The organism is Serinicoccus hydrothermalis, from assembly GCF_001685415.1.
Taxonomy (GTDB): domain Bacteria; phylum Actinomycetota; class Actinomycetes; order Actinomycetales; family Dermatophilaceae; genus Ornithinicoccus; species Ornithinicoccus hydrothermalis.
Map to the genome: position 1 here is coordinate 2,250,143 of NZ_CP014989.1, position 12,279 is coordinate 2,262,421.

General features: G+C 73.2%; 17 protein-coding genes. 9 read left to right on the forward strand and 8 right to left on the reverse strand.

All coding sequences use genetic code 11. The features are described 5' to 3' along the window. Positions 1-87 precede the first annotated feature (87 nt). Complete coding sequence (locus SGUI_RS10385; RefSeq protein WP_066639709.1) at positions 88-570, forward strand: lamin tail domain-containing protein; 483 nt, start codon at positions 88-90, stop codon at positions 568-570. A gap of 242 nt (positions 571-812) precedes the next feature. On the opposite strand, the gene SGUI_RS10390 is transcribed toward SGUI_RS10385, so the two are convergent. Genes SGUI_RS10390 through SGUI_RS10400 form a run of 3 tightly spaced genes read right to left on the reverse strand, consistent with a single transcriptional unit; the run spans position 813 to position 2,624 of the window. Continuing rightward, the gene (locus tag SGUI_RS10390; protein ID WP_066639711.1) at positions 813-1,115 is read right to left on the reverse strand and encodes a YrhK family protein; all 303 of its coding nucleotides are present in this window, start codon (positions 1,113-1,115) and stop codon (positions 813-815) included. Positions 1,116-1,125: 10 nt separating this feature from the next. Next, a complete protein-coding gene (locus tag SGUI_RS17115) occupies positions 1,126-1,971 on the reverse strand; it encodes a hypothetical protein (protein WP_237141326.1) in 846 nt (281 codons plus the stop codon). Continuing rightward, a complete protein-coding gene (locus SGUI_RS10400; protein WP_066643223.1) occupies positions 1,968-2,624 on the reverse strand; it encodes a DUF2461 domain-containing protein in 657 nt (218 codons plus the stop codon). Before SGUI_RS10400 ends, SGUI_RS17115 begins: the two co-directional genes overlap by 4 nt. Positions 2,625-2,790: 166 nt before the next feature. Between SGUI_RS10400 and SGUI_RS10405 the strand changes: the two genes are divergently transcribed. Both SGUI_RS10405 and SGUI_RS10410 read left to right on the forward strand, forming a co-directional pair. After that, positions 2,791-3,525 (forward strand): class I SAM-dependent DNA methyltransferase, encoded by a 735-nt coding sequence (locus SGUI_RS10405; protein WP_066639713.1) that lies wholly within the window; start codon positions 2,791-2,793, stop codon positions 3,523-3,525. Between the two features lie 25 nt (positions 3,526-3,550). Next, positions 3,551-4,204, forward strand: a complete 654-nt coding sequence (locus SGUI_RS10410) for a nucleoside/nucleotide kinase family protein (RefSeq protein ID WP_066639715.1) — start codon at positions 3,551-3,553, stop codon at positions 4,202-4,204. A 21-nt stretch (positions 4,205-4,225) separates the two neighbouring features. Here SGUI_RS10410 and SGUI_RS10415 read toward each other — a convergent pair whose 3' ends face one another. Then, entirely contained in the window at positions 4,226-4,492 is a 267-nt protein-coding gene (locus SGUI_RS10415) for a YdeI/OmpD-associated family protein (protein ID WP_066639717.1), read from the reverse strand. Between the two features lie 138 nt (positions 4,493-4,630). On the opposite strand from SGUI_RS10415, the gene SGUI_RS10420 reads away from it, so the two are divergent. Further along, positions 4,631-5,296, forward strand: a complete 666-nt coding sequence (locus SGUI_RS10420; RefSeq protein WP_066639721.1) for a pyridoxamine 5'-phosphate oxidase family protein — start codon at positions 4,631-4,633, stop codon at positions 5,294-5,296. On the opposite strand, the gene SGUI_RS10425 is transcribed toward SGUI_RS10420, so the two are convergent. Continuing rightward, complete coding sequence (locus SGUI_RS10425; protein WP_066639723.1) at positions 5,277-5,855, reverse strand: TetR/AcrR family transcriptional regulator; 579 nt, start codon at positions 5,853-5,855, stop codon at positions 5,277-5,279. The two genes, SGUI_RS10420 and SGUI_RS10425, sit on opposite strands and share 20 nt — an antisense overlap. Positions 5,856-5,945: 90 nt before the next feature. Between SGUI_RS10425 and SGUI_RS10430 the strand changes: the two genes are divergently transcribed. Beyond that, entirely contained in the window at positions 5,946-6,422 is a 477-nt protein-coding gene (locus tag SGUI_RS10430) for a hypothetical protein (RefSeq protein ID WP_066639726.1), read from the forward strand. An 80-nt stretch (positions 6,423-6,502) separates the two neighbouring features. On the opposite strand, the gene SGUI_RS18235 is transcribed toward SGUI_RS10430, so the two are convergent. Then, positions 6,503-6,625 carry a hypothetical protein gene (locus SGUI_RS18235; protein WP_257784396.1) on the reverse strand — a complete coding sequence of 41 codons (123 nt, stop codon included), beginning with the start codon at positions 6,623-6,625 and terminating at the stop codon, positions 6,503-6,505. Between the two features lie 209 nt (positions 6,626-6,834). Here SGUI_RS18235 and SGUI_RS10435 point away from each other — a divergent pair, with 209 nt between their 5' ends. From SGUI_RS10435 to SGUI_RS10450, 4 genes are all read left to right on the forward strand, one after another. Beyond that, positions 6,835-7,395 (forward strand): AMIN-like domain-containing (lipo)protein, encoded by a 561-nt coding sequence (locus tag SGUI_RS10435; protein ID WP_066639729.1) that lies wholly within the window; start codon positions 6,835-6,837, stop codon positions 7,393-7,395. Between the two features lie 113 nt (positions 7,396-7,508). Further along, positions 7,509-8,468: a formylglycine-generating enzyme family protein gene (locus SGUI_RS10440; RefSeq protein WP_066639735.1), complete on the forward strand. Its 960-nt coding sequence runs from the start codon at positions 7,509-7,511 to the stop codon at positions 8,466-8,468. Between the two features lie 12 nt (positions 8,469-8,480). After that, entirely contained in the window at positions 8,481-9,725 is a 1,245-nt protein-coding gene (locus tag SGUI_RS10445; protein WP_066639738.1) for an alpha-amylase family protein, read from the forward strand. A 34-nt stretch (positions 9,726-9,759) separates the two neighbouring features. Further along, positions 9,760-10,794 carry a lactonase family protein gene (locus tag SGUI_RS10450; protein ID WP_066639741.1) on the forward strand — a complete coding sequence of 345 codons (1,035 nt, stop codon included), beginning with the start codon at positions 9,760-9,762 and terminating at the stop codon, positions 10,792-10,794. On the opposite strand, the gene SGUI_RS10455 is transcribed toward SGUI_RS10450, so the two are convergent. Both SGUI_RS10455 and SGUI_RS10460 read right to left on the reverse strand, forming a co-directional pair. Then, entirely contained in the window at positions 10,784-11,770 is a 987-nt protein-coding gene (locus SGUI_RS10455) for an NAD-dependent epimerase/dehydratase family protein (protein WP_066639745.1), read from the reverse strand. The two genes, SGUI_RS10450 and SGUI_RS10455, sit on opposite strands and share 11 nt — an antisense overlap. Positions 11,771-11,807: 37 nt before the next feature. Continuing rightward, positions 11,808-12,215 (reverse strand): VOC family protein, encoded by a 408-nt coding sequence (locus SGUI_RS10460; protein ID WP_066639748.1) that lies wholly within the window; start codon positions 12,213-12,215, stop codon positions 11,808-11,810. Positions 12,216-12,279 lie beyond the last annotated feature (64 nt).

The following is a 12,279-nucleotide window of genomic DNA, read 5'->3' on the forward strand; positions in this document are numbered from 1 at the left end:
CGAGGGTGGGGCGGGGAGGTCTACCCCTTGGTAACTTTCTCCTGCCCGGGACCCCGGTGTCACCCACCGCTCGTCCTGGAGGCCCCCATGTTCTCGACCCCTGCCCGACTTCTCTCCGCCCTCGGTGCCACCACGGTGCTCACCGCTGCGCTCGCGCTCGGCGCCGGTCCCGTGCCGAGCGTCGAGGCCGCCTCCGCGCTCCGGTTCACGACCTTCGTCGCGGACCCGGCGGGCAAGGACGACCGCACCAACGCCCACATCAACCGGGAGAAGATCTCGGTGAAGAACACCGGGCGCAGCACGGTTACCCTCTCCGGCTACACCATCCGGGACAAGCAGAACCACTCGTTCACCTTCCCGAAGAACACCACGGTCAAGCCCGGCAAGACCGTCACCGTGCACACCGGCAAGGGCACGAACGGCTCGGGCAGGTTCTACTGGGGCCAGGGCAACTACGTGTGGAACAACACCCCCGGCGACACCGCCACGTTGCGCAGCAGCGGGGGCTCGGTCCAGGACACCTGCACCTTCACCGCGTCGAAGCACCCCTCGGGCACCACGACCTGCTGACTCGCGGCGCCACCCGGTCGGTGGCGGACCTCGCCCGGGGGCCCTAGCGTGGGCATACCCGAGGAGAGGACCGATGGTGGGACCGACGCGAGTCTGGCCCCGGCTGAAGGTGGCCGACTGGACCGACACGCGCGGCACGCTGCACCTACTCCGCCGCCGCGGACCTCGGTCGTTGGGATCGGGCCAGCCTCGAGGACGACCCGGGACGGTGGCCTCAGCACCGGCCGGGCCGGTGACCCGCCTCAGAAGTCGAAGGCGGTCTCCGTGCCCGACCCGGCCGGGCGGTAGCGCTGCAGGTGCACCCGGCGCACCAGCCGGATCACCGGGCGGATGAGCATCTCGACCGAGCCGATGACGAAGAGCCAGGTGCCGATCGTCACCGTCGCGTCGCTGAAGAAGAGGAAGCTGCCGACGAGGAACCACAGCGCGATGAGCACGTCGTTGACGATGCTGAGGATCTCGTAGCGCTGCCGGATCACCAGCTCCTCGTGGCCCAGGTGGAGCACCACGTCGCCGGACCCCGATGTGTTCGTGTCGCTTGCCATCCGCCCGACACTACGCAGCCCCGGGCGGGTCGGGCACGGTGCTGGCGGGCCGGTCGTGCGGGGCGTCAGCCGGCGAACCCGCGACCCAGCTCGCCCAGCGCATCCCGCAGCCGCGCCACGGCGACCGGACCGACGCCGTGCAGCGCGGCCAGGTCGTCCTCGGTCCACCCGGTGAGCTGCTCCAGCGACTCGATGCCCTCGGCGCGCAGCGCCCGGGTCGCCGGGGCTCCGATGGTCCGGGGCAGCGGCGTGCCGAGCGGACGCGGCGGCCGCGCGCGCCCCGGCCCGCCGTGGTCCAGGACCGCCTCGCCGCGCGGGGAGAGGCGGTAGCCGATCGCGAGGGACTCGGTGACCCCTTCCCCTTGAGCTTGCGGACGTCCGCCTTCCACGGCAGCGTCTCCCGCCCGAGCTCCTCGGCGAGCTCGGGCGCCCGGACGCCGGGGTTCTCGTCGATGGCGCGCAGGGTCTCGCGCGTCCACGGGCCGTGGCCGGACGCGGCGTCCAGCCGGTCCATCCAGGCGCGCAACCGCCCGATCTCCTCGGTGTCGGGGATCTGCTCCCGGAGCTGGGTGCGCGGGTCGGGACCGGCATACCTCAACCCCACCCGGTATGCCGGGCGCTCGGCCCTCGCCGCGAGCCCGGCCCTGAGCGCGGCGAGGCTGGCGGCGCCAGCCCGGCGGGCGTCCTCCGCCTGCAGCGACGAGGCGGCGACCTGCTCCACCGAGGTGACCTCGATCAGACCCACCGCGGTGCGCAGCCGGGTGCCGACCTTGACACGGGGCCGGTCCCAGCGGCGGAAGGCCAGGTCGATCTGTCCCTCCCTGATCGCCGCCAGCTCGGCGGGGCGGATCATCATCGGCCGGCGCCTGCCCGGGGGCCCGTGTCCGTGGCCGCGAGCCACTCGACGAGCGGTCGCACCTGCTCCCACCGGTCCCGCACCTCCGCGAGCAGACGGGGCGTGGTGACGACGTCGCCGTCCTGCTCCCAGCGCATACAGGTCAGGGTCTTGTGCCGCAGCAGCTCGATCCGCTCGTGCTCGCGGTCCCAGCCGCGCGGTGCGGTCTTGACCCGGTCGCCGCCGATCTCCCAGCCGCCCTCGCGCAGGGTCGCCACCAGCGACTCCAGCTGCTGGCCGGTGCCCGGTGAGTCCACGGCGGCGCGGTATGCCCGCAGCCGCGCGGGGTCCATGTGGTAGCAGCCACCCCCGAGCAGGAGCCCGTCGGCGGAGACCTGGACATACCAGCCCGTCGCCTCGGCCACCGAGACGTAGGCACCCTGGTGCGTCTTGTAGGGGCTCTTGTCCTTCGAGAAGCGCACGTCACGGTGTGGGCGGAAGAGCTTGGCCTCGCCGAAGTCGTCGGCCAGCTCGTCGGTGAGGGCGCGCAGCGGCCCGGCGACGTCGCGCTCGTGCTCCTCCTTGTGCGCGGCCCAGAACTCCTTGGTGTTGTCCTGCTCCAGCCGCTCGTAGAAGTCGGTCGCGGCGTGGGGTATGCCTGTGAAGGGGGACATGGTCATCAGTGTGCCGCTCGCGGACGTCGGCGGCCCTCCGGATCCTCCACCTCCCCGCGCTTCGTTGCTCTCCCCCACCCTGCAGGGCGGGGGCGGGCGAGAAAGCGTGGGGCGGGCGTGGAAAAGCGGTGGCGTCGGCATACGTAGGGGCGGGAGCCTGTCGGCCATGACGACCAGCGACCTGTGGGACGAGAAGACGGCGGCGGCGTATGACGAGGCGTCCGCGGCGATGTTCGCCCCCGACGTGCTCGACCCGGCGGTGGACCTGCTGACCGAGCTCGCCGGGGACGGGCGCGCGCTGGAGCTGGCCATCGGGACCGGGCGCGTGGGCATACCCCTGGCGCAGCGCGGGATCGAGGTGGTCGGGATCGAGCTCTCGCCGCCGATGGTGGACCAGCTGCACCGCAAGGCCGCGGACCTGCCGGTGACCGTGGGCGACATGGCGACGACGCAGGTCGAGGGCACCTTCGCGCTCGTCTACCTCGTCTTCAACACCATCGGCAACCTCACGACGCAGGAGGAGCAGGTCGCGTGCTTCGCCAACGCCGCGCGCCACCTGGAGCCCGGCGGTCGCTTCGTGGTCGAGGTGGGGGTGCCGGCGCTGCGGCGGCTGCCGCCGGGTCAGGCGGCGGTGCCCTTCGACGTCGGCGAGGAGCATGTCGGGCTCGACACCTACGACCCGGTGACCCAGCAGGCGATGTCGTACCACTACTCGAGGGAGGCGGACGGGTCCTGGAGCTACTCCCCGCACCACTTCCGTTACGTCTGGCCCAGCGAGCTGGACCTCATGGCGCGGCTCGCGGGCCTGCGGCTGGAGCGCCGGACCTCGGACTGGCGCGGCGCGCCGTTCACCGCGGAGAGCGAGAGCCACGTCTCGGTGTGGCGGCGCGAGGGTCAGTGACCGAGGGGTGAGGCACCATGAAGGTATGCCGCTCGCTCCCGACGTCCTCGACCTCGCCGAGTCGCTCGTCCCGTCCGGAGGGCGTGGCCTGCTCGGGATCGCGGGGCTGCCCGGTTCGGGCAAGTCGACCTTCGCCGAGGACCTCATCGCGGCCCTGGCGGAGCGGCACGGGGACGGGCGCGTGGGTCACGTGCCGATGGACGGCTTCCACCTCGCCGACGTCCAGCTCGAGCGCCTCGGGCTCCGGGAGCGCAAGGGTGCCCCGGAGACCTTCGACGTCCACGGCTATGCCGCGACGCTCCGGCGGCTCGGGGAGGACACCGACCAGCCCGTCTACGTCCCGGGTTTCGAGCGCACCCTGGAAGAGCCCGTCGCCGCCAGCCTGGTGGTGCCGCCGACGGCCCGGCTGGTCGTCAGCGAGGGCAACTACCTCCTCGACCCCGACCCGGCCTGGCGCGCGGCGCGCGCCCGGCTCGACGCGGTCTGGTGGGTCGAGGTGGACGAGGAGCTGCGGCATACCCGGCTGGTGGAGCGGCACGTGCGGTTCGGCAAGAGCCCGCGGGAGGCGCGTGACTGGGTCGAGCAGGTCGACGAGGCCAACGCCCGCCTGATCCGCGAGCGCTCCGACCCGCCCGACCAGGTCGTCAGCGCCGCCGACGACGGCTGGGTTCTCGCTTGACCTGGCTCGGTAGCCGGCCGGTCAGGAGCCGGTCTTCTCCCGGTGGCTGCAGCCGGGCCAGCAGCACGGGCGGCGCATACCGTCCTGCAGCTCCTCCCGGGTCCGACGGATGCGGTGGGCGCGGGTCGGCTCCTTCTTGGCGTCCTCGACCCAGCAGATGAACTCGTTGCGGGCCAGCGGCGTGATGTCGAGCCAGGCCTCCAGCGCGTCGTCGTGCGCGGTCAGCTCGGCGCGCAGGTCGTCGGGCAGCTCGTGCACCGCGCCCCCCGGGACCGTCGTCGTCGCCATGGCGAGACGCTAGCAGTGCCGACGACCCGCCCGCCCCGAGCGGCTCCGGCGTTCACGTGAACGCCGGAGCCGACGCCGACCGGCGCGTCGTCGGGACGTGACCTGACGGAGGCATACCCCACCGGGCATCCTGGCACCATGACCGACCTGTCGACCCCGACCCGCAAGCCCGAGCGCTACACCGACGAGCGCGCCCGTCTCGACGAGCTGCTGGACGGCGTCCCGGTGGGTGTGCTGTCCACGGTGCACGAGGGGCTGCCCTGGTCGGTGCCGATGCTCGTCGCGCGGGACGGAGACCGGGTGCTGCTGCACGGCTCCACCGGGGCCGGTGCGCTGCGGCACCTGCGCGTGGGCGCGCCGATCACCCTGACCGTGATGGCGCTGGACGGCCTCGTCGTGGCCGAGAGCGCGTTCGACTCCTCGGCGAACTACCGCAGCGCGGTGCTGCGCGGCACCGCGGTCGAGCTCGCCGGCGACGAGGCCGCGGCCGCACTGGAGCGGCTCACCGACCGGCTCCTGCCAGGTCGCACGGACGAGATCCGCGGCAGCACCCGGCGCGAGCTCGCCGCCACGACGTGCCTGGTGCTCCCCATCGAGGAGGGGTCGTGGCTGTTCAAGGAGCGGACCGGGGGGACCGACCCGTCGACCGACCCGGAGGTCTGGTCCGGCGTGGTGCCGCTGCGCCTCGTCGCGGGTATGCCCGAGCCCACCGCCGGCGTCACCGCACCGACCCCCGGCTCGGTCCAGGCGGTGGGGGAGGCATACCCGGGCTTCCCGGAGGAGGTCAGCGCACCACCGCGTTGACCGCCTGCTCGAGCGTGGGCTGCACGTCCTCGCCGGCGAAGATCGTGCCGGGGGTGATGAGCTGGACGCACATCCCGTCGAGCACGGTCAGCAGGAGCAGCATCGCCGCACCGCGGTCGACGAGCAGGGCACCCTCGGACTCCAGCTGCACCAGCCAGCTCTCGATCCGGTCGCGCGACACGGCCGACATCCGCTCCAGGGTGTGCGTCCCGTGCTCGGTGGCGGACGGGCCGACCGCGGCGGCGTAGGCGGAGAACCACATCGAGGTGAACTCCGTGCGCATGAAGTCGCCGGGGAAGTACTGCATGAGGCACTCGGTGAGGCGGCGTCGCGGTGCCACGCGGCGGTCCGCGATGCGCAGGTCGGGGAGCATCCGCTCCAGCGCCGGCTCGATGAGCACGTCGAAGAGGTCGGCCTGGGTGGGGAAGTAGTGCCGCAGGGTGCTGGCCCCGATCCCGGCCTCCCGCGCGACGCTGCGCACGCTGATCGACTCGATGCCGGAGCGCTCGACGAGGCGACGGGCGGCGTCGACGATCTCCTGACGACGTTCCTGGCTCACGTGATCTCCTTGTCTAGCACAGCGTACCGGTACAGTGTGCTAATCTATCTCTAGTACACCGTGCTAACCAACGACGAGAGGGGCAGGACCATGGTCGAGGGACTCCAGGAGTGGACCGCCGGGCTGCCGGCCGTGCTGCAGTGGCTGGGGGTGATGGCGGCGGGCGCGATCCCCTTCGTGGAGAGCTACCTTGGGTCGGCCATCGGCGTCGTCGCCGGGCTCAACCCGGTCGTCGCCGTCCTGGCCGCCGTGGTCGGCAACGTCATCACCATGACCCTCGTCGTGCTCTCGGCGGACCGGCTGCGGCGGCGACGCGGCACCGAGGCGCCCGAGGAGATGTCGCCGCGCAAGCAGCGCCTGCGGGGGATCTTCGACCGCTTCGGCGTGCCGGGCGTGAGCCTGCTCGGCCAGACGGTGCTGCCCAGCCAGATCACCTCCGGCGCACTGGTGGCCTTCGGTGCCAACACCCGCGGGGTCATCGTCTGGCAGATCGTCTCGATCATCCTCTGGGGCGTGCTCTTCGGCGCGCTCGCGGTCCTGGGCGTCGACCTGTTCGCCAGCGCCTGACCGGGGCGGACCCGCATACACGACAGAGCACCCCGTGCGTCCGGTGACGCGCGGGGTGCTCCGTCGTGTATGCCCGGGGCTCAGGACTGCAGGAAGCTCAGCAGCGCCTGGTTGAACTCCTCGGGGTGGGAGACGTTGAAGCCGTGCGGCGCGGCCGGCCGCGAGGTGTATGCCGACAGCGACCAGGTGCAGTGCCGCCTCATGGAGGCGCTCGGGATGACCGAGGCGGAGGTGCACGACCTGCAGCTCATGCTCCGGCGCGTCGTGAGCGCGCTGGACCAGCCCTCGGGGCAGGGGGACGCCGCACCACCCGGCTGAGCACCGGCATACCTCCTCGGCGGTGTATCTGCGGGGCAACCTTCCGCCTCTGCCGTGCGACATGAGAGCACCACCGCACGACGAGGAGGTCGTCATGAGAACCACACCACGTGCCCTGCTCGCCAGCACGATGCTGGCCGGTCTGGCACTCACGCCCATCGCGGTCACGGCACCCGCCGCACAGGCCGCGCCCTACTGCGGCATCACCTGGGGTTCGCTGCCCAAGGTCACCGGGACCGACCTGGAGCAGGCGCCGCTGACCGACGTCCGCGCGGGACGGCACACCTGCTTCGACCGGGTCGTCCTGGACGTCTCGGGCGACGCGGGGGAGTACTCCGTGCGCTACGTCAGCACCTACAGCGCGCCGGGGAGCGGGGAGAGCCTGTCCCTGCGCGGCGGCGCGAAGATCGAGGTCATCGCCGGCAACCCCACCTACGACGACGACGGCGACCCGGTCTACGACCCGGCCCGCCCCGCTGAGCTGGTGAACACCTCGGGCTACCGGACGCTGCGCCAGGTCCGCCTGGGCGGCAGCTACGAGGGGCAGACCTCGGTCGGCCTCGGGGTGCGCGCCCGGCTCCCGATGCGGGCCTTCGTCCTCGACGGTCCCGGCTCCGGGCAGCGCCTGGTGATCGACGTCGCCCACCGCTGGTGACGGCACGACTGTGCGCCGGTTCGTCATGTGAAGGCCTGTTCCTCCAGGCTCACACATGACGAACCGGCGCACAGTGCGGAGAGCGACGACCGGCCATGGGCGAGGATGGGGCCATGGACGCCGCCGCCGCTGACCCGGGCCGGCCGTGCTGCGCGCCGAGCTCGGCCCGCCCCGCCCTCGACCGCGAGCGGTCTGCCCCGACGGGCCCGCCGCCCGCGGACGGCCTCCTGGACCTGGTGCGCCTGGACGGGGGGACCTTCCGGATGGGGTCCGACGGGCCGGACGTCAACCCGGGGGACGGGGAGGGCCCGGTCCGCGAGGTGCGGGTCGGCCCGTTCTCCATCGGCGCCACGGCCGTGACCAACGCGCAGTTCGCCACCTTCGTCGAGGCCACCGGGTACCGCACCGGCGCCGAGCGCTTCGGCTGGTCCTTCGTCTTCGCGGGCTTCCTGCCCGGCCGGCTGCGCGGCGGCGAGCGGGTCCCCGGGGCCCCGTGGTGGTGCCGGGTGGACGGGGCCCTCTGGTCCGCGCCCGAGGGTCCGGGCAGCGACGTCTCCGACCGGCCCGACCACCCGGTCGTCCACGTGGACCACGACGACGCCCGGGCCTTCTGCGCCTGGGCCGGGGGTCGGCTCCCGACCGAGGCGGAGTGGGAGTTCGCGGCCCGCGGCGGGCTCGAGGGCGCGCGCTACGCCTGGGGTGACGAGCTGCTCGTCGACGGCGAGCACCGCTGCAACATCTGGCAGGGCACCTTCCCGGTGCGCAACACCCGGGAGGACGGCTGGGCGGGCACCTCGCCGGTGCGCACCTTCCCGCCCAACGGGTATGCCCTCTTCGACGTCGCCGGCAACACGTGGGAGTGGTGCTCGGACTGGTGGGGCACCGGGCATACCGGCGCCGCGACCGCGGACCCGCAGGGGCCGGCGGGCGGATCCGCGCGCGTGATGCGGGGCGGTTCCTACCTGTGCCACGACTCCTACTGCAACCGCTACCGGGTGGCCGCGCGGACGAGCAACGACCCCGACTCGGCCAGCGGCAACCTCGGCTTCCGGTGCGTCGTCCCGGCGGGCTGAGAAGATGGGTCCATGGTCACCCCCTCCCCCGGCGCCGCCCGTCTGCTCGACCACGCCATCTGGTGGCACGTCTACCCGCTGCGGGCCCTGGGGGCTCCCGACGTCCTGGAGGGCGACCCGGGCGACGCCCCGGTGGAGCACCGGCTGCCCGACCTGGTCGGGTGGCTCGACCACGTCGTCGAGCTCGGGTGCTCCGGGCTGCTGCTGGGTCCGGTCTTCGCCTCGCGCAGCCACGGCTACGACACCCTGGACCACTCGAGCATCGACCCGCGGCTCGGTGACGAGGGCGACCTCGACCGGGTGCTCGAGGAGTGCCGTGGCCGGGGGCTCGCGGTGCTGCTGGACGGGGTCTTCAACCACGTCGCCGCGGACCACCCCCTGACCCGGGACGAGGCACGCGCCGGCATGCTCAAGCGCGGCGAGGACGGCCGGCCCGCCGCCTGGGAGGGCCACGAGGGGCTGGTCGAGCTGGACCACTCCAGCCCCGAGGTGGAGCAGCTCGTGGTCGACGTGATGCTGCACTGGCTGCGTCGCGGCATCTCCGGCTGGCGCCTCGACGTGGCGTATGCCGTGCCGACCGACTTCTGGGCGCGCGGCACCTCCAGGGTCCGCGAGGAGTTCCCCGACGCGCTCTTCGTGGGCGAGGTCATCCACGGCGACTACGCGGAGTTCGTGCAGGCCAGCGAGGTCGACACGGTCACGCAGTACCAGCTGTGGAAGGCCGTCTGGAGCTCGATCAAGGACACCAACTGCTGGGAGCTCGCGCACGCCCTCGAGCGTCACGACGCGTTGCTCGAGACCTTCGTGCCGCAGACCTTCGTGAGCAACCACGACGTGACCCGGATTGCGACGCAGGTGGGGGAGCCGGGCGCCGTCCTCGCGCTCGCCGTGCTCATGACCGTCGGGGGGATGCCCTCGGTCTACTACGGCGACGAGCGGGCATACCAGGGGCTGAAGGAGGAGCGCCTCGGCGGCGACGACGCGATCCGCCCCGCGCTCCCGTCCGGACCCGATGCGCTCGCCGAGGACGGCGCGTGGATGCAGTCGCTGCACCGCTCGCTCATCGCGCTGCGCCGGCAGCACCCCTGGCTCGCCCGGGCGCGCACGAGCGTCGACGAGCGCAGCAACGAGGCGATCACCTACACCTCCTCCGGCCAGGACAGGTGGGTGCGGGTGGAGCTCGTGCTCGCCCCGGAGGCCTCGGTGACGGTCACCGGCGCCGACGGCGAGCTCTTCCGCTGGGTGGCGGGCGACTGACCGACCGGCGCGGGCGACGGCATACCGTGGAGGCATGACCGAACTCGTCCTCGTGGCCAACGCCGCCGACAGCACGATCAGCACCTTCCGCGTCGACGCGGAGCGACCCTCGCTCGAGCGGATCGCCGTGAGCGAGGTGGGGCAGGGGTGCGGCACCTTCGCCGTCGACGTCGAGCGCGACCTCGTGTATGCCGCCGCGAAGGGCGACCCGCCCGGGATCGACGTCTTCGCTCTCGACCGGGAGAGCGGGCGGCTGGAGCACCTGTCGCGCACCGACGTCGAGGGCTCGATGAGCTATCTCGCGCTGGCGCACGGCGGGACCCTGCTCGTCGGCGCGTCCTACGGCGGCGGCAGCGCCGAGGTCTTCGGCGTCGACGGCGACGGCCACGTCGAGGAGCCCACCGCCTCGGTGAGCTGGCCCAACGCCCACTGCGTCGCGGTCGCGGGCGGCGGGCGCCAGCTCTACGTCGTCTCCCTCGGCGGCGACGTCGTGGCGCAGTACGCCCTCTCGCCGGCGGGCGGGCTGGCCCCGCTCGCGCCGCCGACCGCGGCCGCGCCCGACGGGTCCGGCCCGCGCCACCTCGTCCTCGACGAGGAGGAGGCGCACGCCTACGTCATGACCGAGTTCTCCGGCGAGGTGCTCGTCTACGACCGCGACGCCAGTGGTGATCTCGTGCTGCGGGGTCAGGTGCCGGCCTACGCCCAGGACCGGGGCCTGCGCCACAGCGAGCTCGGGGCTGACCCGGTGGAGGGGCACCTCGTCTGGGGGGCGGACCTGCACCTGGCGCGGGACGGACGGTTCCTGCTGGCCAGCGAGCGCTCGGAGTCGACCCTGGCGAGCTTGCCGGTCGAGGAGGACGGCTCGCTCGGCGAGCCGGTGTCGCTCATCGACACGGTCGCGCAGCCTCGCGGCTTCACCGTGCTGTCGGGCGGGACGTTCGCGGTGGTCACCGGGGAGAAGGACACCGACGTGGCCCTCGTCGCGGTCGCCGAGGACGGGACGCTGAGCGAGGTGGCCCGCTACGAGACCGGCGCCGGGGCCAACTGGGCCCGAGCGGTCACCGTCTGAGCGCGGCGCGGACCTCCTGCTCCTCCTCGTCCGTGAGGCCGGCGGCACGCGGGCTCTCGCGGGTCTCCTCCCAGGCCAGCGTGTCGGCGAGGGTTTCCGCCAGCGGCCGCAGCCGCAGCCCGGTGGCCAGCGCCCGCGAGATGTCCAGCGCGGCGAACTCCCGCAGGTCCGGGTCATCGATCCACAACGGCAGCGACCGCGGGCCCATCCACGGGGCGACGCCGAGCTCGGCCAGGGTGGCCAGCGACACGGGGCGCATCGGCACGTCCGCGCCGGCCGCCTGGGCGGCGGCCGCCAGGACGTCCGCGAGCGCGACCACCTCGCCGGTCACGTTGTATGCCCCGTCCAGCCGCTGCTCGGCCGCGTCCACCAGCCAGCCGGCCAGGTCGCGCACGTCGACGACGGCGACCGGAAAGTCCGGGTCGTCCGGCACGATCACGTCCGGACCGCTGGGGTGCGCGAACCGCCACGGCCAGTAGCCGAGTCGCCCCGAGACGTCGCCCGGGCCCCCGATGAGCCCGGCCCGGGCGAGCGTGGCGGTCCCGCCGGTGGCCGCCGTCCCCTCCCGCACGGCCTGCTCGCAGGCCACCTTCGCCGGCCCGTAGTCCTCCATCGACCCCATGACGTCACCGGCGAGCGGCTCGAGCAGCGGGTCGGTCTCGACCGGACGGAGGCCCGGCGCGGGGGCATACACGTTGGCGGTGGAGACGAAGACCCAGTGCGGGGTGGTGAGCTCAGCCACCGCGCGACGCACCTGCCCCGGCTGCCGGGCGACGTCGACGACCGCGTCCCACTCCTCGTCGCGCACCTCTGCGAACGCGTCCGGCTCGTCGCGGTTGGCGGTTACGAAGGTGACGCCCTCCGGGGCCGGGGCGCTGCCCCGGGCCAGGCAGGTGACCTCGTGACCGCGGGCCACGGCCTCGGTGGCGACGGCCCTGCCCAGGAAGGCGGTGCCGCCGAGCAGCAGGAGTCTCATGCCTCAGGTCTACCAGCCACGGACTCCCCGCCCGGGTCTAGCCCTCGCGTGCGATGACCGAGTGCACGTTGCCGGCCGGGTCGGTGAACCACGCGATGAGCGGTCCGCCACCGGTCATGACCCCGAGCTCGTCCTGCGGCATACCGTCGTAGCGCAGGAAGCTCAGCCCCCGTCCGGTCAGCTCGCGCACCGTGGCGTGCACGTCGTCGCTGGGGAAGTTGAGCACGGTGTAGCTCGCGGGGACGTGCGCCGGGCCCTTGGGGTAGACCAGGACCGAGCGTGGGCCGAGCCGCAGCTGGAGCATGCCCATCGGCTCCTCGCTGCGGTCGACCGGTATGCCGAGGGTGTCGCGGTAGAAGACCTCGGCGGCGTCGAGGTCGTCGACGGAGAAGCCGTTGAAGGCGTCCTCCAGGCCGAACAGCGTGGGGTCCAGGTGTGTGCTCATGTCCGAGTGTGACCCGACGACGACCGGATCCTCATCGCGGAAGGCCCCGAACGATTTCCAACAG